The sequence below is a fragment of the Kitasatospora sp. NPDC094016 genome, from assembly GCF_040304045.1.
Taxonomy (GTDB): Bacteria; Actinomycetota; Actinomycetes; order Streptomycetales; family Streptomycetaceae; genus Kitasatospora.
The window spans coordinates 91,270-113,577 of the sequence record NZ_JBEOUK010000027.1 but is presented as its reverse complement, the minus strand read 5'-3'; the positions used below and the strand labels follow the sequence as shown (position 1 = coordinate 113,577).

Here is a 22,308-nt window from a genome sequence, read left to right as displayed (position 1 = left end):
CGACGAGATTGGACCTGAGATGCGACGCGCTCATGTCGACAGGCTGTGTCGGACCCTCTCCGGCGACGGTGCCGGCGTGCACGATCGGGCTACCCGGCGTGCCGCGGCCGCCGCGAACGCGCTGCACCCGGCAGAGCCGCTGAGCGAGGCAGCCTACCTGCGGGGCCTGGACGCGATGTTCGCCGCCGTGGACGAGAGCTTCGAGCCGCCCGCCTCCGTCGACTCCGAGGCCAGGGCTACCCCACTCCCTGCCGAGGAGATGGCCGTTCAGCCCGCTGAGGTCGGCACGGTCAGCGTCGACGGGATGCGCGTCGTCGCCGCCCGGTCCGTCGAGGCCATCAGCGACAAGGACCTGCCCGAAATCGCGGCGCAGGTAGCCCAGTTCATGGCCGAACGCCACGATCTGGCTGCTCACGATAGGTAGACATGCAGCTTCGCCCCCCGGTGATCGTCGTCTCGTCGAGGATCGACGCCGACGCCACGCTGATCATCGAAGGCGACCAGCCACTCGTGGTCATCCGCCCGGCCCAGACGTTCGACTCCGCCGTCCTCGCCGTCCAGGCTGCGCTACGGGCGGACTTCCCGCACCTTCACCCCGACCAGATCCGCGCGATGGTGCGGACCCAGCTCCCCGATCTGCCGACCATGGACCGGCTGATGGGCGTCGGGGAGTCGCCGCCGCCCGTCGACCGGCGCGCCCCGGCGCGCTCCGACCGGGAGATTGTGCCGCGTGTGCCCAGACGGCGCCGTTCCGTCGCTGTGGGCCAGATACTGCTCGCCGCCGTCATCGCCGCGGTCGGCGTCGGCGTCGGCTACGCGGTCGGGCAGCACACGAGCCGGCCCGCCGTCGTACTGGATCGGGCGCCCAACCCCACCTCCACGCTGTCCGCCTTCGCGGGCGACCCGGCGTTTCGGCAGTTCGCCGCTGCCGGGCAGATGCGCTGCACAAGCTTGGGCCCTCTGCAGGCCCGGTGTACGGACGTCGATCAGCTGGTCATGTACAGCGAGGCCGCGGTATCACCCAACTCGGTTGCCTACACGTTCAGTTACGGAACTGAGCGGATCTACATGATGGCGTTTCACAGCAACGCCGATGCCGCGGCGTGGGCGCAGGAGAGCGGATCGCAGAAGACCCTGGACAATCTGAGCGTGGTGTCGAGGTTCGCGTTGTGGGGTTCGGACGCGGCCCGGCTGCAGGAGTACCAGGGGCTGATCGTCGAGGCCGCCCGGAACCAGACACGCCCGGTGACGGCGGGCCTGACGGTCAAGATGCCGGATCGGCTGGCGGCTCTGGCGTTCGGCACTCTGGGGGTGGCGTCGAGCCGCCTTGATCCGCTTGCGTCGACGCCGAACGCGCCTGGGTTGTTCGCCGCGGTCCACCTGGTGCTGGGCGGCGAGACGGAGCCGCCAGCATCGGCCCGAGTGACCGCGTCGGCCGATGGGTCGCTGGTCACCACGATGCTCGGCGTCGACCAGGCGGTGTCCCCGCCAGCCAGGCCTGTTCCGCCACCTCCGCCGGCCAAGCCATCCGACGCTCCAAACCCGGCCGGTGGCGCCAAGTCCCCGGAGCCGCCACCGGAGGCTCCTCGCCCCTCACCGAAGCCGAGCACCGGAACGTTGTCACCGTCCGCCACGCCGTCCCCGACGCCCCCGGCGGAGAGCGGGCAGCCGCTGCCCCCCGGGGCTGAGGCCCCAGCAGGGCTGCCCGTACCCGCGGACCACACGGACCCGGCCGGCACGTCGAAGCCGGTCGACGACGCGCCGCCTCCCGATGAGGTGTCTGAGACGCCGGTGGAGAGCCTGCTGCTGACGGGGCCACCGACCGGCCGGCCGCCGTCAACGGCCCCCTCGGGAGACGACTTCCTAGAAGGGCGGCGGAGGGCTCTGCGGCCAGTCCGCTGAGGAACTGGCAGAGGACGGGGCGCTCCAGGGGTCGGCGTCGGTCGCCGCCGGACCGGGCCGGCTGGCCCGGGCGACCTTGGCGGTCGCCGAACGCAGGCTCGGGCCGACCTCTTCGACCTCGACCTCGAAGACGGTGCGCTTCTCCCCCGCGGTGGTCTCGTACGAGCGCTGCCTCAGCCGGCCCTGCACGATGACGCGCATGCCGCGCTGGAGGGACTCGGCTGCGTGTTCGGCCTGCTGACGCCAGACGTTGCAGGTGAGGAAGAGGCTCTCGCCGTCCTTCCACTCGTTGCTCTGGCGGTCGAAGGTGCGCGGGGTGGACGCGATGCGGAACTTCGCGACCGCTGCTCCGGAGGGGGTGAAGCGCAGGTCGGGGTCGTCGACGAGGTTGCCGACGAGGGTGATGGCGGTCTCTCCTGCCACGGGCTTGTTCTCCTCCGGTCTCAGCGGGCCGCGAGGGCGGCGATCTTGGCACGGGTGCGGGGGCCTGCGACGCCGTCCGCGCGACCGAGCCCCGCGTGCTTGCGGATCACGTCGTTCACCGCGGCCGCCGTCTGCGGCCCGAAGTAGCCGGTCACCGGCAGACGGTGACCGATCCGGTTGAGCTGCGTCTGGAGAGTCTTCACCTCGGCACCGCGCGCCCCCGGCTTGAGGCTGGCCGTCTGGTTGGCCTGGGTTCCGAGGGCGGCGTTGGCGATCCGGGCGCGGGTCTTCGGGCCAGCGACGCCGTCCGCCGGGCGGAGGCTGGGGTTGAGGCGGACGAAGTCGTTGACGGCGTTGGTGGTGAGCGGCCCGTAGTAGCCGGTGGCGGGCAGCTGGTAGCCGATCCGGTTGAGCTGGTGCTGCAGCTCCTGAACCTCGGAACCGCGCGCGCCCGGCGCGAGCGAGCCGGCCGTCGTACGGCCGCTGCTCCCGGTGGCCGTCCCCGCGGCGAGGGCGGTGATCTTGGCGCGAGTGCGGGGGCCGGCGACGCCGTCCGCGCGGCCGAGCCCCGGGTGCTTGCCAATCACGTCGTTCACCGCGGCCGCCGTCTGCGGCCCGTAGTAGCCGGTGGCGGGCAGCTGGTAGCCGAGCCGGTTGAGCTGGTGCTGCAGCTCCTGGACCTCGGGGCCGCGCGCGCCCGGCGCGAGCGAGCCCGAGGGGCGGGTGGGCTGCGGGTCCGGCTGCGGGTCGGGGCGGGGCTCGCTGGTTGTTCCGCCGGGCGGGGTGACGGGCTTGGCGTCGTCGGGCAGAGTGATGCTCTGGCCCGGCTTGACCTGGTTGGGGTCGATGATCTGCGGGTTCGCGTCGAGCAGGTGCCCGAGGGTGATGCCGGCGAGCGCGGCGATGGCGGAGAGGGTGGCTCCGGCCCAGATGACGACGCGTCGGGTGGTGCTCGGCGGCGTGGTGTTTCCGGAGCCCGCACCGGCGAGGGTGAGCAGGGTGGCGAAGTCGAGGTTGCCGGGGTCGCCGTGGTCGTTCTCCGGGACGTGCTGGTGGCCGCACCAGCCGCGGAAGGAGTTCCACCCGGCGAAGGAGAGGCGGACGCCGTTGCGGCCGTAGGAATCCGGATAGGGGGCCCACTGGGCGGGGCCGTCGAGCGGGATGCCGTTGTGCTCGCGGTGCCAGGCCATGAACGCGGCGAGGTCGCGCAGCGCCCAGTCCGGGGCCTCGGGCCAGAAGATGTGCTGGATGCCCTGGGCTGTCCAGCGGCGGTGGGTGGCGGGGTCACAGGTGCCGATCAGCTCGATCTGCACAGCGCCGGCGGTGTTGGTTTCGACGCCGCCGGGAGCGTTGACGAGGGCGCGGGCGGAGTGGTCGAACGGGAAGTGCTGGCGGAAGAGCAGGCGGCGGGCGGCGAAGTCGGGCTTCGCGGTGACGTGGGGTGCTTCGGCTCCGCCGCTGTAGTCGGGCCAGCCGGTTCCCTCGGTGGTGTGCAGAACGCCGCACCGGGGGTTCATGTAGCTGCCCGGGTAGTGATCGGCGAACCACTGCGAGCGGTCGGCGCCCGGGTAGAGCGTGTCGGTCATGCTGCGCCCCTTCGTGATGGTGAGAGGCGCAGCGTCGCGGCCGGCGGGGGCTAGTGTCTCGGGCTGTCGGGGGCCAGCTCGGGTGGGTACTCCAGGGCGTGGAGGGTGACAGCCAGACGGTCGGCGAGCTGCTCGGCGTCGACCTCCTCAGCCGGGGCGGTGGTGGTGGTCTCCTCGGGAGCCTGGTCCTTGCCCCAGTGGGTACGGTGCTGCCGTTCCAGGTAGAAGCTGATGGCCTTGAAGTCGGGTGCGGCGCGGTCGGTGACGGTCTCCTCAATGATCTGGCCGGTCTCCGGGTCCCGGGCCTTGCGGGTCGTCTCCTTGATGACGAAGCCGCCGTTGATGAGGCGGCGGAGCTGGACGACCGCGCCAGCTTGGGCCAGTTCTCGGGCCTGCTCGATGCGTTCGTGAAGGGCGAGGTAGTCGTCTTCGCCGGGCTGGGCCGGTTCGCCCTGGCGGCGGCGGTCGGCTTCCTCGCGGCCGCGAGCGAGCCAGCGCAGGAAGGACGCCTTGTGGACTCCGGCGACGGCGGCCGCGGTCTCAACGGGCATGCCCTGGCGGGTGGCTTCGATGAGCTTGTGCTCGGTGTCGGGGGTGAGCAGGCGCCGGCGGCCGCGGCCGCTCCCCTGGGGGGCGGCCGGGCCGTGGCGGGGCTTACGGCGGGTCACGGGGCGGTGGTGGGTCAGCTTCGGCGGGGCGTGAACTGGTCGCCGCAGGTCGGGCAGCGGACGAGGCGCGGGCCTTCCTCGTTGTCGTCGTCGTTGAAGGAGGTGTCGTCCCCGAGGTCGGGGGTGAGCGCGAGGGCGGGTTCTTCGCCGAAGGCCTCGGCGGGGGCCGCACGCAGCAGAGTCTCCATCTCGTCGTCGGTGTAGGCGAGGGAGTCGAAGAGGCTGGCGTCGGCGGTGACGAGGTCTTCGAGCATGCCGGCGAGCATGCGGCGGTCCCAGTCCGCCTGCGCGGTGATGCGGTTGAGCTTGATGATCAGCGCGTCGGCTTCGGCGTCGGTGCGGGAGGACCAGCCGCGGGTGACGGGCAGCAGCCAGGAACCGTCGTCGTCGAGGAGAACGCCGTCCGGGACGGGTTCGCCGTCTGCGTACATCTCGACGAGGGCTTCGTGGCGGCCGTGGCCCGCGATGCTGCGCCCGGTGCGCTCGTCGATCAGGACGGGGTCGACGAAGCCGTGCTCGCGGATGCTGGCCTTGATGAGCGGGAGTTCGTGGAGCTTGGGGTTGCGGGTGGCGGGGGTGAGGGCCTGGAGCGGCATGTAGGCGATCCAGCGCGGTGCCTGGACGGGTGGCGTGGTCACGGGCCCTCTTCTCGTGGCGGGTCGGGCGGTCGCGGGGGCGGGGCTCAGTGGTGACCGCGGGTTCCAACCGCGCGCCCCGCTCACTGTGTGGGGCAACCAGGAGGCCGTCAGCCGTCGCCCCCGCGACCGGTGTTGCTCCGGACCCGCTCCCTTGTTCCCGGGCGGGGGCGAGTCCGTGGCCGTGGGGTGGTTCGCCGGTGCGCGCGGTGGCGGTCCGTCCATGGCCGGCCCGGACGGTAGTGGGGTCGGGGCCTAACGTCTCTCGCTAATCATTGCTTATGTTACAGTTATTCGGTGTTGGGGCAGCCCAGCCGGCCGGGGTCTGTAACGCCCGGGGACGGTTCGTCGTACCCCCAGGTGTACGGCCCGGCACGAGCACGTCCGGGAGAGCACCCGGACTCACCGAAAGGACACCCGCGTGACGGAGCAGCAGGAACCCGAGGCCACAGCGCCCACGCTCGCCGAGCTCAGCCAGCGGGCCACCGTGCTGAACCAGATGGCCAGCCGCTTCACGGAGCTCGCCGCGGTGGCGAAGACCGACCTCGACTCCGCGGTGCTCGCTCAGCACAAGAGCAACGGCGTGAAGTCGATCTCCACCAGCATCGGCGGCAGCAAGGTCGTCACCTGGACGGTGCGGGAGCCCAAGACCCCCGGCACGGTGGTCGTCTCCGACCGGGCGGCGCTCACCGACTGGGTACACCTGAACCACCCCGAGCACGCCGGGTGGGAGGCGACGATCATCGGCGCCTTCGAGCAGGCGCTCATCAACGCGGCCGTCCACGACAAGGAGAGCGGCGCGATCATCCACAAGGACACCGGCGAGGTGCTGCCCGGCCTGGCCTGGAAGCCCTCCCCTGCGCCGTCGAGCGTCGCCCCGTTCTGGGCCCCGGACGGCCGCGACCAGGTGATGGAGTACCTGCGCGACGGCGCCGTGGCCGAACTGATGACCACCGCCCTCCAGCTCGGGCAGGGGGCCGAGGTCTGATGTTCCCAGTCATGCAGTTCCCGAAGGCGGTCTGCCTCCGCGTCGACCCGGACGTGATGTTCCCTTCGGCGAAGGACACCAAGGGCATCGCCTTGGCGAAGGCGACCTGCGCGTTCTGCCCGCACAACGACGAGTGCATGGAAGCCGCCCTCGCCACCCCGGCGGGGCGGGACGAGGGCGTACGGGCCGGAACCACGCAGGACGAGCGGCGCAAGATCCGCCGCCGCCGCGCCGCCGCCACGCGCAAGGGACAGCAGGCGCTCGCCGCCTGACCTGGCCGCACAGAACCATCTGCCCGGCCGGGACCCGAACCCGGCCGGGCTCCACCTGAGGATGACACTCTTGAGCACCGCCTTGCCCGAAGCGGCCCGCCGGCCGTCGCCCACTGCCCCGGCGTCCTGCTGCACGCACTGCCGCCAGCAGCGCGCCGCGCTCGACGTGGGCCTGTCCGCCCCCGCGTTCCGCCTGCTGTCCGCGATCGCGCTTCGGACAGCGGGCGACACCGCGTGCTCCGGCGCGGCGGCGGCCGCCGACCTGAGCCCGTACCAGGCTCGGCCGCTGCTGGGCGAGCTGGTGCGCTCCGGCCTGCTGGCCCGGGCACGGCACCGGCGCTCCCGTACGACCGTCACCACCTACCGCCTCCTGGAGGTGGCCCGGTGAGCCTGGAGCCGATGCTGTGGGCGCTCAAGGACAGCCCGACCGCGGACACGTTCGAGCGGCTGATCCTGGTCACGCTCGCCGAGCGCGCGGACTCGGACGGCTGCAACGCGTTCCCGTCGCAGGCCACGTTGGCGAAGGCAGCGCTGTGTGACGAGAAGACGGTGGGGCGCAAGCTCAAGCAGCTCCAGCAGCGCGGTCTGCTCGGCGAGGGCGATCAGAGCGCGGCCCGGCACATACCGGAGCGCTACCGCCCTGTGGTGTACGACCTGCTGATCCCGCACTCGTGGTTCGGGCACCGGATCGACCGGGTGAACGAGGAGCGGCGGCAGAGGGGACTGGCGCCGCTGAGCGCCCGGTCGCGGCCGGACATCACGCCGGCGCCGGCCCGGGTCCGGCGGGCCGACTTCGGCAGGAAGCGCCCCGTCGACGAGGAGACCGCCGCGAGGGGGGACTTGAAGTCCACGGACTCTCAGTCCCCCCTGAATCCGAAGGGCGCAGGGGGGACTGAGAGTCCTGGCAGGGGGGACTCACAGTCCTGGGAGGGGGGACTTCAAGACCCCCAAACAACCCCTATAAACCTCCCCGGTAACCCGCCCCAAGGCGCGGGAGGCGTCGACGTGCCCTCTCCGGCCGGCGCGGGGCCGGGCAAGCCGGACGGCGGGGACGGCAAGCCGCCCCGCCCGAAGTCGAAGAAGCAGCAGGACGCCGAACGCCGCGCGGCACAGGCCGAACAGGACCAGGTGCTTGACCAGCTCGCACGCGACGGCGCGACGGCTTGGTGGGACCACGCCCAGGCGCAGTTCGGGCCATGGGCCGGCAGCAAGAACGGCTTCATGATGCTGATGGGCATGATCAAGCGCGCCGCCGACGCGGGCTACACCAAGCAGCAGATCTGGGCGGCCCTGCTCGACTGCGGACGGCATGTCCCGTCTGCGCAGCAGTGGCAGGGAGCCCTCGGCACGGCCGCTGGCAAGGCCGCCGTGCCGGGCCGGCGCGCCGCGACGCCGATGTACGACGACGCCGCTTCGCACCCGCGGGCCGAGCAGCCGGCCGCGGACTCGGCGGTCGATGTTGTGCTGAGCGCGCTGGACAGCCGATGAAGAGCAGCAGCACGGTGACCTCGATGGCCGAGTTGGTGCTCGGGCGGGAGCTCACGGACGCGGACCACAGCACCACAGTCAAGGCTCTGGCAATCCGTGAGGCTCGCGCGCTGATGGCCCGGGGGACGGCGGAGCAGCGCGCCCGCGGCGCGGTCCCGGCGCAGGACGGCGCGGTGTGGGAGCAGCCGGACGAGTACCGGCAGGGCATCTACGCGACGGCTTGGTTCAAGAGCCTCGACCGGGCGCGGCACCGCGCCTACCTGCGGCACCACGTCACGGTGCCGCCGGACGGGCTGCCAGACGGGCACGTGCTCCTCGATGCCGACCAGCACCCCGAGGTGCTCGCCTACTGGGTGCAGCGTCTGGCGGCTGGTCTCGACACCAAGCAGCACCTGGTCGCGTTCGGCAACGTTGGCTCCGGCAAGACGGCGGCGCTGATCGCGCTGGGGTCGCTGGCGGTGAGCGCGGGGGTCATGACGCGTTACGTGCGCCACGGCGACTACGTGCGCTGGCTGCGCCCGGACGGCGCGCCTCCCGGGCTGACCCAACTGCAGGTCCGGGAGTTCCACGACCGTGCCGGACTGCTGATCCTCGACGAGCTATGCGGCGAGATGGACGGTCAGGCGACCGAGGCCGTACGGCAGGCGACCGGGGACCTGCTGTCCGCCCGGATCGCCTCCGGGCTGCCGACCGCTATCGGCACTAACCTGCACTCGGCGCAGATCGCGAAGATCCTCGGGGACCGGATCGTCTCCCGGCTCGGGGAGAGCGCGACGGCGCTGCAATTCGTGCGGCCGGACCGGCGCCAGCCGGTGCGCTGGTGAACCGCCGACCGCGGGCGCCGCGCCGCCGACCGCTCACCAGGGTGGCTAGGGTGCGCAGGGAGGATGCGAGAGGACGGTCCCCCATGCCCGAGTACGATCCGGCGGCCCGCGCCAAGGTGGCGACGGCGGTCGCTCAACGCGAGGTCGCCCAGTTCGCCGCTGCCCTGGTCGGCGAGACCTCCACAGTCAGGCCGACCCATGACCGGATTCGTGAGGCACGCCACCTGCGGCTGCTGGCCCTGGAGGCGTTGGACCGGACGGTGATCGCCGCGCGGCTCGACGGTGCCGGCTGGGACGAGCTTGGCGAGGCGCTTCTGCTCGACCCCGAGGTCGCGCAGGTCCGCTACGAGGCGGCGGCCGCGCGGTGGGCCGCCCCAGAGGCGGCGGCAGCGCGCGGGCCGGGCGAGCCGGGCGATCCGGATGTGGCGGGCACGGCGGAGTTGCTCGATGCCTGGTACGCGGCCGCGCGGTCGGCACTCGACCCTCAGGTTAGGGAGCCGGTCGACCGGCCGGTCTCGAGAACACTCCACTCAAACTAATCATTGTTCATGATACAGTTAAGGAAGGGATGCAAGGCTGCCGAACCCGGCAGCATCACCGGGCCAGCAACCCGGACAACCGAAAGGACACCCGCGTGACGCTCCTAGTCCCGCCGCGCCGCCTCAACCGCGAAGTCGACGAGCCCAGTGGCCTCCCGGCCTGGCCCCGCCTGCTCCTGACCGGCGTGGAGAAGAGCGGCAAGAGCTACGAAGCCGCCCTGGCGTCCACGTCCGACCTGATCGGCCGAACGTACTGGGTAGAAATTGGCGAGGACACCGCCCACGAGTACAAGGAACTCGGCCCGTACAAGATCGTCCGCCATGACGGCAGCTACCTGGACATCCTCGACGCCGTCCGCTACGCCGTACACCAGCCGCGCGACGAGGACAGCAAGCCGAACATGATCGTGGTGGACTCCGTCACCATGCTCTGGGAGCTGCTGTGCGACGAGCAGACGGAGGTTTCCCGGCGGCGGGCCAACGAGAGGGGCGCGCCGCCGAACAGCGAGCTGACCATCACCGCCGACCAGTGGCAGAAGGCCAAGTCCCGCTTCAAGGACGTCATCAACACCCTCAAGTACCACGACGGGCCGGTGCTGCTCCTGGCCCGCCTGGAGGACGTGGTCCTCTTCGACGGGGACAAGCCCACCCGGGACCGGGTGTGGAAGGTCAAGGCGGAGCGGTCGCTGCCCTTCGAGTGCACGGCCGTCGTCCAACTGCGGGGCCGGGACTCGGCGTTCCTCACCGGCGTACGGTCGCTCAACCCCGACCTGAGCACCGCGCTCATCCGCCCCCTGCCCGGGTTCAGCGTCGACAAGCTGTTCCGCGACCTCAGGATGCACGAGCGGGTCGCCCGCTCCACCTACGTGGCGCCGAACCCGGGCGCCTTCTTCCGCGAGCAGGCCGAACAGCTCGACGTGCTCGACGACCTGCCGGACGACCCGTCCAGCGAGCAGTTGGGCAAGCTGATCATGCTGTCCTTTGGCACCCGGAACCCCGAGTACCTGCACCGCCTCACCGCGTTCTACGGCCACGAGACCCTCAGCCGCCGCAAGGTCACCGGCAAGGACGGGCCGGTCTCCGCGTCCGACGCCATCGAGCGCGCGCTCAACGTCCTGGCGGGCGCCACCGAGGTGAAGGCCCCACAGCCTGGGCCCGCCGCCGGCGGCCCGGGCGGCCCCGAGGGCGAGCCGCCGCGCTGCGCCGTCCCGGCCTGCTCCACGTCGACCGACCAGGTCCGCCCGTACCCGGCCGGCCTGCGCTGCGCGCAGCACAGCCCCCAGCAGCAATCTTCGGCGGACGCGTCGGAGCAGCAGGCCGAGGGGGAAGCGCCTGCGCCTCACGGCTCGACGCCGGCCGCCACCGCCCTCGGTGACGCTCCGGCTGCTGAACAGCACAGCTCCGAGGCCGATCAAGCCGGGATCGAGCAGCCGGTTCAGGAGCGGCCGAACCCGGCGCAGATGCTGCGCGACGAGGCAGCCGCCCAGGCGATGGTGCTCGGGATCAGCGTCGACAGGCACCTAACCGACCTGGCTCCCCCCGGCAGCACCGCCGGGCAGCTGCCGCCGTCACGGCTGGCCGCGCACCTGCGCCAGTGGCGGCCGGTCGTCGTCACCGCGCTGCGCGACAAGGGGTTCGACGACGTCGCAGACCGGTACGCGGCACTCGGCACTCGGGCACCGGCCCGGGAAGCCGCCGAGATCATCGGCGCGGCAACGCGGCAGTAGCAACCGTCGGTGTGGGCGGGGAGTTGACGGCGCCCACAGCGACGTTCTACGGCCTGGGCGCCGTACGGCGGACCTTCTTCGCTGTACGGCGCCCCCGGGCTGCCGCGGCTTCCTCCTCGCGGCGCAGCCGGGTGTACTCGGCGGGGAACATGTCGGCCAGCCGCCGGCGGGCGCGCTGCGCGGGGTTGCGGCCGCGGTCGAGTCGGCCGCTCGCCCGGGCGGCGTCACCGGCCGCGATCACCTGGGCGAGCTGCAGTTCTTCTTCCAGGGCGGTGCGCAGGCGGCGGGCACGCTCGGTGTAGGCGTTGCGGGACTCGTTGTCGTGTTGGGGCACGTGGTGGTTGGTGAGCAGCCGCTCGATCGTCCGGGCGACACGGGTGACGACCTCGGGGCTGTGGAAGACGGCGGCCAGTTCGGGGTCGGCCTTCGGGCGGGTCACGAAGTCGACCAGTATGTCCGCGAACGCCTCATCGGGGGCCGCCGCGAGGGCGGCCGCCATCTGGTTCGGTGTCGCGGTCACGTGCTGGTGCCTTTCCAGTGCCGGGTTTGTGGGCGGCGGCCCGCCGGTCCCGTCCGCCGTGTGCCGGATCACCGCGTAGCTGCGCTCCCCGGTCCCGGCCGCGCTCGAGGGCACGGCCGGTGGGCTTGGCTACTTCGTTGTCCCCGCGCCGAAAGGACACCCCCGGAAACCCGGGTCGTGTTCTTCGCGGGGGCTTTCGCCTCGACGGTGGATGGGTGGCGGGCCGCCTGGTCTGGAATGCTACGGGCTGTCGTTCGGATTCAGGAATCGCTCCCTCGGTCCGGGTCGCTCAGCCGCTGCTTGAGCCGGTTCAGGGTGTCGTCCGAGGTGTCGAACGCCAGGTTCGTCAGGTCGATGCGGGCTGGCGGGGTGGGGCTGGTCGAGGCCTCGATCTTGGGGGCGATGCCGTAGCGGTGCCACAGGGCGGCGTAGGAGATCTCGGAAGCGGCGATCACGGCGGCGCCGGCGGCGAGCAGGGCGCCCGGGCTGACTGGGTTGCTGAACCCGCCCTGAGCGGCGACGGTCGCGGCGCCGGAGAGCGCCGCGAGGATGGTGACGATCAGGGTCTTCACCTTTGGGGACCAGTGCGGGCGCAGCACGACGGCGGCCAGGAGCGGGAGGACGGAGCCGACTGCCACGCCGTAACCGGCGCTGTGGACGACCAGGTTGTTGAGGTTCAAGGTGTGCCTTCCGGTGGGGTGGTTGCGGGTGGGCACGGTGGCGGCCTGCGCGGGTTTGTGTCGTGTGCTCAGGGTTCCAGGTCGGCGCGGATCGGCTCGTCGGGGGCGGGGTGGGCGGCTCCGAGGGAGGCAAGTTGGGCACGCAGGAGCCGGATGTAGCGGATCGCGGCATCGCGCCAACGGCGGTGGTCCTCGGCCATGCGGTCGAGCTTCTCTGCTTGCCGGGCTTGGCCGGCTTCCAGCGCGCTGATCCGGCCACGGAGTTCGGCGCGCTCGGCACGGTGCTCTGTGTACAGGGTGACGAAGCCGGCTTGGAGGGCGTCGGCGGCGGAGGCCGCGGCCGCGGCTTCGGCGGTCTCGGCGGAGACCTCGGCGGCCGCTTCGGCGGCGTGCTCTTCGGCGACGGCCTTGCGGCTGGCCTGGCGGGCGGCAAGCCAGCCGCTGGCGACCACGCCGAGGAGCGCACACACCGGGGTGGCGACCGCGGTGATCGTCTCGGTGGTCGCCAAGTGCTGGGCCTTCCTCGGGCTTCGGTGGTGGTGCCGCGCGGACCGGGGCCTGAGGATGAGGCTTCGGCCCGCGCGGGGAATTAGGTTGACGGGACGAGGAGGTTGCGTCGCGTCGTACCGGCTGTCAGTCGATGCTGGACCACTGCACCCCGCTGAGTGAGAGCCAGCCGCCGAGCGCGCCGTTGCCGTTCCAGAGCTCCAAATTGCCGTTCGGCTGGGCAAAGAGATTGCCGCCCGTGTTGTTCGGGGTAATGGCCCGGAAGGTTTCGCCTGCCTTGGGCCGGAGGGCGGGGTCGTCGATGGTGCCGATGACGCCGGATGTCACGCCGGCCGGCACGGAGACGATCCCCCGCAGCGCGACCATCCCGTCTGGGAGTTGCTTCACACCGATCGTCTGCCAGCCGCTGAGCTGCGTGCAGCCCTGCTTGAGGGTGATCGGCGCCCACTTGCTGTCGTTCTTCACCAGGCCGCTGCCGACGTCGACGTTGCCGCCCTGGAGACGCAGCCCGGTGCCGGTCTGCAGCAGCACCTCGCCCAAGAGCGCCCGGACGGTCAGGCCGTCCTTGCTCAGGTCCATCGCGGCGACCTGGTCGGCCAGCTGCGTGAACCATGTCTCCGGGTTCAGCTGGGTGAGGGCGGTCTTGTAGCCGCTGGTGCTGCGCCGCACGCTCATCTGGATGGACGCGGCGTTCGTCGTGTCGCCGGCGGCTCCCGAGATCACCGCTTCACCGGCCATCCCGTACTCACCCGCGACGCCTAGCGCCCAGCTGCCTCGGGCGGGGTAGCCCGTGCCGGGCGCGCCCGAGTTCAGCCACAGCCTCGGGGTGTGGTTGCCGTCAGCGGTGAGCTGGGGACCGGTCAACCGGGTCATCGGAACGGCCCCGTCCGGCGTGGTACGGACCTCCGCAGTAAGACGCGCCGGTTGCTGCTCGGCCGTGGCCCCGGAGTACAGCAGCATGGAAGGGGCAGCACGACCCTCGACCGGGTCCGCCGGAGACAGCAGCACCCGTCGTCCGGTCTCGCTTGTCTGGAGGGTGCCGCCCGTGACGGTGCCGCCGGTGATCGTCACGCCTCGGATGGTCCGCCCGTCGATCGCATCGGCGGACAGCGACGCGGCGGTCACCGAGCCCGCCGCGATCTTGCCGGCCGTCACCGAGTTCGCGGCAAGCTTGTCGGCGCTGACCGACAGTGCCTTGATCTCCCGGGCGGTAACCGCTTCGGCAGCGATCTTGCCAGCGCTGACGGCATCAACAGCGATCTTCGTGGTGGTCACTGCGGATGCCTGGAGGGCGTCGGAGTTGATCGCGCCGGTGGCGACCTTGGCCGCGGTGACGGCGCTGTTGGCGAGCTGGAGTTCGCCGATGATGCCGTTGATCAGGTCGTCGGTGACGACTTTGAGGGGGGTGCCCTGGGTCGCGGCGCTGGCCGGCCCTCGGGCGCCTGCGGCGTTGACCGCGACGAGGCGGAGCCATCGGGAGCTGTAGGTGGTGGTGGCCAGGGTGATGCTGGCGCCGGCGGCGGCGAGGGTGGCAACGATGCTTTGGGGTTCGAGGGTGAAGTCGGGGGTGCTTCCGGCGTGGACTTCGAGGTGGGAGAGGTTGAGCGGAGCGGTGTAGGCGTCCGCCCATTGGCCGTCCCAGGTGACTTTCAGGGCGGCCTTCGCGGCTTCGACGAGCGGGGCGAGCGGGGTCGGCGGCGGCGGGGAGACAGCCACGGTGACGCCGACCGTGCCGTCCGTCTGGCGGCCGACGGTGCTGATCACCCTGCCGTCGTCGTCGATGACCTGTAGCTGCCCGCGGGCAGCGCTGTACGGGAGCTGGGCGGCGCGTTCGATGTTGGTGAGCCGCTGGTCGAGGTTCTTGAGGAAGGCGGCCAGTTCGCGTTGCTGAACGGCCTGGTCGAGTGCGCTGGTCAAGCGGCGGTACCCCCTTGCCGGGACGAGGTTGATGATCAGCCCAGCGCGTCGGAGCGTTTGAGGGTCAGCACCGCGGTGCCGTCCGTGCGCAGTTCGTCGGCGGTGATGCGGTGCCAGACCTGGATGTCGCCCACCCACGGGACGTGGGTCTGGACGAGGATGTCGTCACCGGGCGACCAGGAGCCAATGGGCGCGTTGGGGTGATCACGGACTTCGAGCATCGGCACGTAGATGGCTTGTGTCCTGGACTGGAGCTCGCGGTTGCCCCGGGCGCGAAGAGCGGCTTCGTTGGTGGCGGCCTTGTCGACGACGACGTGGACGCGGCGCAGCCGGCCGTCCGGACGGGCGAGTTGAAGGCGCGTCTTGGTGGCGCCTTCGCCGCGGCCGAGGACCATGACCTCGTTGGCGAAGTCCTCGCCCATGGCGCGGGGTGTGGCGGTGGCGGAGATGTTCTCGCCGTCCGCGAAGCGCAGGTCGTCGCGCTTTCGGCCGAGGCGTGGGGCGCCCAGGCGCAGGCGGTGGACGATGGTGCGGTCGTTGCCGGTGGCGGTGGACCAGACATGTTCTTCGAGGTAGTCGAGGTTGTGCTGCAGGAAGATGTTGTCGATGGCGGTGCCGCTGTCCGGGGTGTCCCACCAGGCGAGTTCGTACGGGTCGGAGCCGTCGTCGGCGCCGAGGAAGATGTCGGCCTTGTGCTGGTCGACGGCCAGGCCCAGGTGCCCGTTGTCGTAGGACTGCAGGTGTGCCCAGAGCTCGCGGACGGCGTCGTAGGCGTCGATCCGGGGTCCGCAGTAGGGCGGGGGCGGGGGCGGGACCTGGACGGATCGCGGCGGGTCGGTGAAGTCGATGTACCCGTCGTGGTTCTTGTCGAGGCCGGCGTTGGGATCGGGTGGGGTGATGAGCATGCCTGACTGGATCAGGCCCTCGTAGGGCAGGCCGTGCGGGTAAGCGGTATATCCAGCGCACTCGATCACCCACTTGCCGTTCTCGGGCATGCACTTGACGATCAGGCCGCCGCCGCGGATCTGGCCCTCGATCTCGGCGAACACGGCGGTGTCCCACTCCTGGAGCAGGGGACGGCCGTCCGCGGCGATCAGACGCGCGTACTCGGGCTCGATGTGCCCGGTCATGCCACCGGGCCCGGACAGCTGGCGGGTGGGGGCGCTGGTGAGGGTGAGCGGTACGTCCCAGTCAAGGATCTGCCCGGTCAGGACGCGCAGGGCGATGAAGCGCCAAGCCATCTACGCGCCGTCCTGGGCGGCGGCTTCCTGGAACTGCACGCGGCAGATCAGCTGGGTACTGCTGTTGACGTCGATGCGCCCGGGGTCGAGGGCCGTTGTCTGGACGAGCAGTGGCTGGGTGGTGCCGCGTAGGGCGGCGGGAATCGAGTACCTGTCCGCGAGGAGCTTGTCGGCCCGGCGGAAGCCGCCACCGCCGTCGTCGTCGAGCTCACTGTTCGACCCGGCTATGCCGGCGAAGACGTGACGCATCTGGGCGTACACGTTGTTGTTGGACAGGCGCAGGCCGCTGAGGTTGGTGGTGATGATCGCGGTGACCGCCCACTCCGGGATGTCGATGGTCCAGTTCGCCTGTTCGGGCCAGTTCTTCGGGGTGCGGTCGGTCGGCTCGATATAGGAGTAGCCGCAGCCGATGACGGTGTAGATGCGGTCGTCGGTGCGGGGGCGAGCGACGCGGCGTAGGTCCTTGATGTGGGCGGGCAGGACGCTGCTGGTGTTCGGCGGCAAGTCGATGCGGGCCAGGGCGATCGCGGAATCGCCGGGGCGGACTTGCCGGACCGAGGTGGTGCCGGCCGGGACTCCTGAGATCACCCGGGTGAAGATGTACGGGCCCGCTGCGGGGTTGGAGGGTTGTTGCCAGGTCTCGCCCATCAGGTAGGGGTTCTCGACGCGGGCGATGATCAGATCGGAGCGCGGAGTGGGGCCGGTGGGGGTGATCGGGATCTTGTCGATGCTGATCATCCGGCCGGCGTACGCCTCGTACTGGGCGCCGGCGGCGCGGTTGAGGATGGAGCAGGCGCCGGTGAGGACCTCGACCTGCTGGCCGGGGGCGGCGAGCGCCCGTACGCGCAGGTCTGCGGGGCCGATGACGCCTTCGGCGCCGCCGACCGCGTTGTAGGCGAGCAGCCGGGCGATCGCGCTGGAGTGCTCGGCGGAGCCTTCAAGAAACCACGGCACGGAGTCCCAGGACACGGTGACGCTCCTTCGGGTGGGTTAGTAGAAGCGGTGGGCAGGCCGCCAGGCGACGGTGGCGCGGGAGGTGCCGGTGTCGTCGGCGATGGTGTAGCGGGCGTGCTGGAGGCCGGGGGCGAGGAGCATGTCCTGCATTCGCGGGGTGCTGCGGGTGAGGGCGCCGGCGACGCTGGCGGTGCCGTTGCGCAGCACGGTGCGGGCCCAGGGGCGGGGGTCGACGGTGACCCACTCGCCGTCGCCGAGCATCAGGTCCAGGCCGATCGTGATGCGCTGGCTCAGGTCGCCCTGCGGGGTGCGGGAAGGCCCGTAGAAGGTGAGCGCCGGGTTGCGGCCCGGGCCGTAGAAGGTGGTGACGGGCCAGGTCGGCAGGGTGCCGCCGACCGGCAGTGCGCCGGGCGGCTGCGGGGGCGCGGGGATGCGCTGGGACAGGGCGGCGGTCAGCGGCGAGGTGAGGCCGCGGATCGGTGCCGGCGCGGCGGTGGGGGTGGTCGATTCCTCGGCGTCGTCGTACCAGCGGCCGTCCGCGACGGCGAACGTGGCGACGAGGGTGGTGCTGCCCTGGCGGGTGAAGCGGGTGTTGGCCGGAGCGATGCTGCGGGGGCGGCCGTAGGCGCGGCGGATGCGTCCGCCCTGCATGGTGCGCAGCACGGCGACGGCGCCCATGCGGCGGCGTACGGCGGCGGCGTCCCAGGCGGCGAGCAGGGAGTCGACGGCGGCTAGGTTGGTGGTGTGCCGGCCGGCCGGGGTGCTGGCGGCGTAGACGGTGTCGACGGCTAGCTCGAAGCTCACCGTGGTGGTGGAGGTAGTGTCCTGGCCGAAGCGCACTCCGTCTTCCAGCGGCAGGGCCGCGTCCCCGAGGGTCGGTTCGGCGCGGTCGAAGGTCGGCTCGCTGAGGAGGTAGATGCCGGTGTTGAGGGTGCCGAACAGCAGGTCTGCGCCCGGGTGGAGGCCGTCTCCGTCGTAGAGCAGGTTGAACTGGCCCTCACGCAAGAACGCCATGGACGCCTCCCAGGCGGGCTCGGCGGAGCTGGAACATGGCGCCTTGGAGGGCGTCGCCGCTGCTCTCGCGGTCGGAGCGGGTGATGATCAGGTCTCCGCCGACGAGGGCGGATGCCTGCGCGGCGGGGGTGGAGCGCACGGTGTACTGGGAGCTGCGGTAGAGGTCGGCGGCGGTGAGGGCGGGTTGGCGCAGGGCGCCGGCCGCGTTGTAGACGATGTGGCCGCCGAACATGTCGGCGACTCGGGCGAGGATCTGCTCGGAGCGGTGGCGCTTGGCGGGGCTGAGCGGGATGTAAGCCTCGCCGCCGGTCTCCGGCTCGGCCCACACGCGCCACTCACCGGGGCGGGCGATCTGCGCGATGTGCTTTTCGGTGCCGCGGGCGAACGCCTGGACGCGGCCGCGGATGCCGCCGTTGGCGAAGCCAGTGAGGATGCCGCCGTCTGCCTGGTTGCTGCGGGGCGGGCCGGAGGGGTAGTTGTACTGGACGTCGACGTTGACGGTGCGTCCGCGCAGCGTGTTGATGATGCTCTGGATGGCGGACACGCTCTGCGAGACCTCGGTGCTCGGCGCAGAAATGCGGACTTGGTGGTCCGGCAGCCGCTCGACCTTGAACCCGATGTTCTGGAGTTCGTAGATGGCCCGATCGGACGGGGCCTCGACGGTGATGCTCTTCTGTCCCGGGGTGGCGCTCAATTTGTCCTGGATGGACTGCAGTTCACCCATCGCTTTGAGGGTGGGCACATCCACGTCGATCTTCTGCCCGGCTGGGAACCCGGCGAGGGTCTTCATGATCGAGTTGAGTTCGGCGTTCGCCGTCGCCGACGTGGTGGTGATCTGGACCTGCCCGTCCGGCAGGGTGATGACGGTGTAGCCCAGGTCCTGGAGCAGCGTCTTCGCCTCGTCGGTCATCGCCTGGACGGTGATCTGCTTGCTGCCGGGCACCTTGGCGTACTCGGCCTGGACGCCGGCGAGCTGGGCGAGGACGGAGTCGACGCCGCTGGCGGCGAGCAGGGTAGTGACCCGGTCGGGCACCAGGCCCATCGCGGCGGCGGCCTTCTCCGCCTGCTCCCGCGTGAGGCCGTAGCCCATCGCGGTCTTGACGGCGGACTCGTACAGGCGGGCCATCTCCGCCTTGGCGGCCTGAAGGGCCTCGGGGACGGTCTTCTTCTGGCTGATCGCCAGGTCGTAGGCGGCGCGGGTGGAGTCGAGCGTGGCGTCTCGGATCGACGTCATTGACTGGTAGAGCTGGTGGCCGTTCTCGACGCTGGTCTTGAGCGAGCCGTCCGTCTCCACCAGCGCCGAGCCCCAGCCCTTGAGGTAGGAGGTGCCCTCCTTGAGGGCGGTGTTGCGCTCGTCGGTAGCGTTCTTGGACGCCTGGAGGGCGGAGAGCACCGCGCCGTCCGCGCGGGCCTGCGCGTCCTTGAACGACAAGGTGCCGCCTGCGAGGAGGTCGAGGGCGGACTTGAGTGCGTCGGTGCGGGCGGTCGCGTCCACGGTGGCGTTGCTGAACTGCCCGACCAGTCCCTTGAGCTTCTCGTACACCAGGCCGGAGCGTTCGAGTCCACCGGCTGCGTTGGCGGCGTCCTTGGTCTGCTGGGCCTCGCTCTCCTGGACCTTGAGGAGCTCATGCAGGGCCGTCGCGGCGTTCTCGGCGTCGCGGGCCTTGTTCTTGAGGTCGTCGGTCGGCTTCCCCCGGTACGCTTTGATGGCGGCTTCGGCCTGCTCGTCCATGGTCTTGGAGAGCTGCTTGAGGCCGCCGTTGAGCCCGAGGTAGGCGTTGGTCATCTCGGGCAGGCCGACCTTGACCTTGGCCATGACGTCGAGGAGCTTCTCCTGGCCGCCGAGGACCTTCTGGTCCTGGAGGAGCTTGGCGGCGGTGGTGCGCACGTCGGTGGTGACGGCGCCGTTGGTCTCCTTCAACGCGGTGGACAGCTGCTGCTGGGAGCGCTTCTGGTCGGCGGCGGCGGCTGCGGCCCTCTGGTGCCAGTTCGCCAGCAGTCCGAGGCCGATCCCAAGGCCGGCGACGGCCATGCCCATCGGTCCGCCCATGAAGTTCACGAGGCCGGACCATGCACCCTTGAGGCCGACCGAGACGGCGCTGCCGACGCCGGTGATGCGCGTCTGCGCTTCGCCGGCCGCCGAGCGGGTGTCGAGGAAAGCGCGGTTCATCGCGTCGATGGTGGGGACCGTGGCGCCCAGGCGCGGCACATTGGACTGCAGTACGGCGACGGCGGCGCCGACTCGCCCGAGAGAGACCCCGGAGCGTTCGGCGTGCCACTGCTGGAGTGCGATCTGCTCGTTCAGGCCACGGAAGGTGCCGATCAGGCCGGTAGTGGTGCGGCCCAGCCCGGTGGCGTTGGTGTTCGCGACGGAGAACATGCCGTTGATGCCCTGCACGGCCTTGATGCCGAGCATGACGACCAGCAATCCGCCGAGGGCGGTGGACAGGCCCGGGACGGTGCGCAGCAGCACCGCGACCACGTTGGCCAGGCCGGAGAAGACGGCCAGCAGCGGGGCGAAGGCGGCCGCGCCGGAGGCGAGGCGGCCGATGATCTCGGCGATGTTGGACAGCACCCCGAGGACGTGCGGCCCCAGCGAGCCGAGTCCGCGGAACAGCGCGCCGAGCGCGGGCAGGAGTTGGGTGCGGATCTGGGAGACGAACGCAGCGATCCGGTCGTCCGCACCCATGTGGGCGAGGCCCTTGCCGAGGTCTCCGACCAGGCCGATCGTCTCGCGGGCGCCGGGCAGCGCCTGGTCGAAGTAGTCCTTGAGGCGGTTCTTGCCGGCGTCGGAGTGCGACCACTTGTCGAACTTGTCGAGCTGGCGTTCCATCCCGGCGAGCAGGGAGTTGCCGGGCTCCCGGCCGGCGGCGAACATGCCGCCGAAGCCCTTGCCGAGGCTGCGCATCGAGCGGCCGAGGGAGGCCGCGACGTCGGCGCCCTCGTTCATTGCCCGGTTGAGGGAGCCGTTCTCGCGAGCGGCGGCGACGGCGGTGCGCGCCCATTGGGTGCCGCGGCGGGTCGCTTCGGCCAGGCGCTCGACAAACGGGCCGCCGGCCACGAGCGTGTCCTCGGTGGCGTGGCCGAGGTCCTTTATGGCCGAGCCCATCGTCCCCAGCACCCTGGTGTTGCTGCGGACGATCTCGGCGGCGTCGGCCCGGAACACGGGGTTTCGAGCCCACCGGGCCGCGTCGGTGAAAAAGCGGTTGCCGATGTCGGCGACACCGGTGAGCTGGGTGCGGACGAGCGGCAGAACGATCGAGCCGAACGCGGTGATGTCGCGCGCCTGGTCGAAGAAGAGACGTTTCTGCGTGTCCTGCTTGATGCTCTTCCAGACGTCCTGGAAGCCGAGGAGGGCCTGGATACTTTCCCGTACGGGCGGCGGGACGGCGTTGATCGCCGCCGTCATCTTCTGGAACTCGCCGGCGCTCATCGTGGTGCCGTCGCGCACCGCCGCGAGTTTCTGCCCGTACGCCTGCGCGGCGGTGCCGACACCGCCAAACAGGGCCTTCGTGCTGAGCAGACCGACGCCGAGCGCGGCCAAGATGCCAGGGATCGCTGCGAGGGTGTTCACCGCTGGCCACGCCGAGCCGACCATGGCGGTCAGGCCAGCGCCGAGCTGCGCCAGCGCGCCGACCGCGGGCTGGACGAGCGTCAGGATCGCGCCCATGAACATGGCACGGCCGGGCAACTGGAACGGGATCTTGATCCCGCCGCCCTGCGCGACGTCGCCGTCCGCCTCGCGGACCCGGCGCCGCACCGCGTCGACCAGCCCTCGGGGGTCGATGTCAGGGCGCAGCCGCATGCGGGCACCCTGCTCGCCGGTCGCCTCGGAGACGACGCGGGTCAGCTCCCGGCGGAAGTGCTCGCCGTCCGGACTGACCTTCGCGCGGACGCCTTCGGCAGCGCCGTCGACAGCGCGTTCCATGTCACCGCGCAGGTGCTCGCGATCCACGGCGAGCTTGACCTTGGCGCGCAGCCCGGCGGATGCCTCCTCGACGACGGCCTTAAGTCGCTCGCGCAGTCCCTCGCCGTCGACGTCGACACCGATGCTGGCCTTGACGCCTTCGGCCGCTTCCTCGACCTTGGTGCGCAGGCTGCGGGCGAACCCGGCGGCCGTGGCCTCGACCTGCACGACGAGGCGCCCGGCGAGCTGACCCTCAGCCATGCTGGACCCTTCCTCGGAGCGAGGCCGCGTCAAGCAGCTGGCGCAGACCTGACGTGCCGGACGACGGCGGTGATGGTGCTGTGTCCGCGGCGCGGACGGTGTTCGGCCGGGGGACGGCCAAGGGTTCGGCGAGCCGCCGGTCGGCGGCGTAGACCGAGGTCAGCTCGACGAGCTGGGCGAGGAGTTCCTCCTGGAAGCCCCACCAGGCGCGCTCGCCCGGGGCGCGGCGCGTGCGGGCCTGCTCGGGCAACCCGT

General features: G+C 71.4%; 22 protein-coding genes. 9 read left to right on the top strand and 13 right to left on the bottom strand.

Annotation, left to right across the window (positions count from 1 at the left end; genetic code table 11):
- Positions 1-76: 76 nt before the first annotated feature.
- On the top strand, positions 77-424 hold the full coding sequence (locus ABT015_RS23980) for a hypothetical protein (RefSeq protein ID WP_350882312.1): 348 nt from the start codon (positions 77-79) through the stop codon (positions 422-424).
- Positions 425-426: 2 nt separating this feature from the next.
- Positions 427-1,902 (top strand): hypothetical protein, encoded by a 1,476-nt coding sequence (locus ABT015_RS23975; protein WP_350882310.1) that lies wholly within the window; start codon positions 427-429, stop codon positions 1,900-1,902.
- Here ABT015_RS23975 and ABT015_RS23970 read toward each other — a convergent pair.
- The 4 genes from ABT015_RS23970 to ABT015_RS23955 are packed head-to-tail and all read right to left on the bottom strand — an operon-like array spanning position 1,864 to position 5,217.
- Positions 1,864-2,325, bottom strand: coding sequence for a single-stranded DNA-binding protein (locus ABT015_RS23970; RefSeq protein WP_350882308.1), 462 nt, complete (start codon positions 2,323-2,325; stop codon positions 1,864-1,866). The two genes, ABT015_RS23975 and ABT015_RS23970, sit on opposite strands and share 39 nt — an antisense overlap.
- Positions 2,326-2,345: 20 nt before the next feature.
- Complete coding sequence (locus ABT015_RS23965; RefSeq protein ID WP_350882306.1) at positions 2,346-3,911, bottom strand: peptidoglycan-binding protein; 1,566 nt, start codon at positions 3,909-3,911, stop codon at positions 2,346-2,348.
- Between the two features lie 50 nt (positions 3,912-3,961).
- Positions 3,962-4,579, bottom strand: a complete 618-nt coding sequence (locus ABT015_RS23960) for a hypothetical protein (RefSeq protein ID WP_350882304.1) — start codon at positions 4,577-4,579, stop codon at positions 3,962-3,964.
- 14 nt (positions 4,580-4,593) lie between these two features.
- Entirely contained in the window at positions 4,594-5,217 is a 624-nt protein-coding gene (locus tag ABT015_RS23955; RefSeq protein WP_350882302.1) for a ParB N-terminal domain-containing protein, read from the bottom strand.
- Positions 5,218-5,635: 418 nt separating this feature from the next.
- On the opposite strand from ABT015_RS23955, the gene ABT015_RS23950 reads away from it, so the two are divergent.
- From ABT015_RS23950 to ABT015_RS23920, 7 genes are all read left to right on the top strand, one after another.
- The gene (locus tag ABT015_RS23950; protein ID WP_350882300.1) at positions 5,636-6,202 is read left to right on the top strand and encodes a hypothetical protein; all 567 of its coding nucleotides are present in this window, start codon (positions 5,636-5,638) and stop codon (positions 6,200-6,202) included.
- An 11-nt stretch (positions 6,203-6,213) separates the two neighbouring features.
- Positions 6,214-6,474, top strand: coding sequence for a WhiB family transcriptional regulator (locus ABT015_RS23945; protein ID WP_350882298.1), 261 nt, complete (start codon positions 6,214-6,216; stop codon positions 6,472-6,474).
- A gap of 70 nt (positions 6,475-6,544) precedes the next feature.
- Positions 6,545-6,862: a hypothetical protein gene (locus ABT015_RS23940; protein ID WP_350882296.1), complete on the top strand. Its 318-nt coding sequence runs from the start codon at positions 6,545-6,547 to the stop codon at positions 6,860-6,862.
- On the top strand, positions 6,859-7,962 hold the full coding sequence (locus ABT015_RS23935; RefSeq protein WP_350882294.1) for a helix-turn-helix domain-containing protein: 1,104 nt from the start codon (positions 6,859-6,861) through the stop codon (positions 7,960-7,962). Before ABT015_RS23940 ends, ABT015_RS23935 begins: the two co-directional genes overlap by 4 nt.
- The gene (locus tag ABT015_RS23930; RefSeq protein ID WP_350882292.1) at positions 7,959-8,786 is read left to right on the top strand and encodes an ATP-binding protein; all 828 of its coding nucleotides are present in this window, start codon (positions 7,959-7,961) and stop codon (positions 8,784-8,786) included. The genes ABT015_RS23935 and ABT015_RS23930 overlap by 4 nt, the downstream gene beginning before the upstream one ends.
- An 83-nt stretch (positions 8,787-8,869) precedes the next feature.
- The gene (locus ABT015_RS23925) at positions 8,870-9,325 is read left to right on the top strand and encodes a hypothetical protein (protein ID WP_350882290.1); all 456 of its coding nucleotides are present in this window, start codon (positions 8,870-8,872) and stop codon (positions 9,323-9,325) included.
- A 95-nt stretch (positions 9,326-9,420) separates the two neighbouring features.
- Positions 9,421-11,052: a DEAD/DEAH box helicase family protein gene (locus tag ABT015_RS23920; protein ID WP_350882288.1), complete on the top strand. Its 1,632-nt coding sequence runs from the start codon at positions 9,421-9,423 to the stop codon at positions 11,050-11,052.
- A 46-nt stretch (positions 11,053-11,098) separates the two neighbouring features.
- Here ABT015_RS23920 and ABT015_RS23915 read toward each other — a convergent pair whose 3' ends face one another.
- The 9 genes from ABT015_RS23915 to ABT015_RS23875 form a co-directional block, all read right to left on the bottom strand.
- Entirely contained in the window at positions 11,099-11,572 is a 474-nt protein-coding gene (locus ABT015_RS23915) for a hypothetical protein (RefSeq protein ID WP_350882286.1), read from the bottom strand.
- Positions 11,573-11,832: 260 nt separating this feature from the next.
- Positions 11,833-12,252: a hypothetical protein gene (locus tag ABT015_RS23910; protein ID WP_350882284.1), complete on the bottom strand. Its 420-nt coding sequence runs from the start codon at positions 12,250-12,252 to the stop codon at positions 11,833-11,835.
- Between the two features lie 68 nt (positions 12,253-12,320).
- Positions 12,321-12,761, bottom strand: coding sequence for a hypothetical protein (locus ABT015_RS23905; RefSeq protein ID WP_350882282.1), 441 nt, complete (start codon positions 12,759-12,761; stop codon positions 12,321-12,323).
- Between the two features lie 124 nt (positions 12,762-12,885).
- Entirely contained in the window at positions 12,886-14,676 is a 1,791-nt protein-coding gene (locus ABT015_RS23900) for a hypothetical protein (protein ID WP_350882280.1), read from the bottom strand.
- 35 nt (positions 14,677-14,711) lie between these two features.
- Positions 14,712-15,917, bottom strand: a complete 1,206-nt coding sequence (locus ABT015_RS23895) for a hypothetical protein (RefSeq protein ID WP_350882278.1) — start codon at positions 15,915-15,917, stop codon at positions 14,712-14,714.
- Complete coding sequence (locus ABT015_RS23890; protein WP_350882276.1) at positions 15,918-16,886, bottom strand: hypothetical protein; 969 nt, start codon at positions 16,884-16,886, stop codon at positions 15,918-15,920.
- A gap of 21 nt (positions 16,887-16,907) precedes the next feature.
- Positions 16,908-17,885, bottom strand: coding sequence for a hypothetical protein (locus ABT015_RS23885; protein ID WP_350882275.1), 978 nt, complete (start codon positions 17,883-17,885; stop codon positions 16,908-16,910).
- Positions 17,869-22,053, bottom strand: a complete 4,185-nt coding sequence (locus ABT015_RS23880; protein ID WP_350882273.1) for a hypothetical protein — start codon at positions 22,051-22,053, stop codon at positions 17,869-17,871. The genes ABT015_RS23885 and ABT015_RS23880 overlap by 17 nt, the downstream gene beginning before the upstream one ends.
- On the bottom strand, positions 22,046-22,303 hold the full coding sequence (locus tag ABT015_RS23875) for a hypothetical protein (RefSeq protein ID WP_350882271.1): 258 nt from the start codon (positions 22,301-22,303) through the stop codon (positions 22,046-22,048). Before ABT015_RS23875 ends, ABT015_RS23880 begins: the two co-directional genes overlap by 8 nt.
- Between the last annotated feature and the right edge of the window lie 5 nt (positions 22,304-22,308).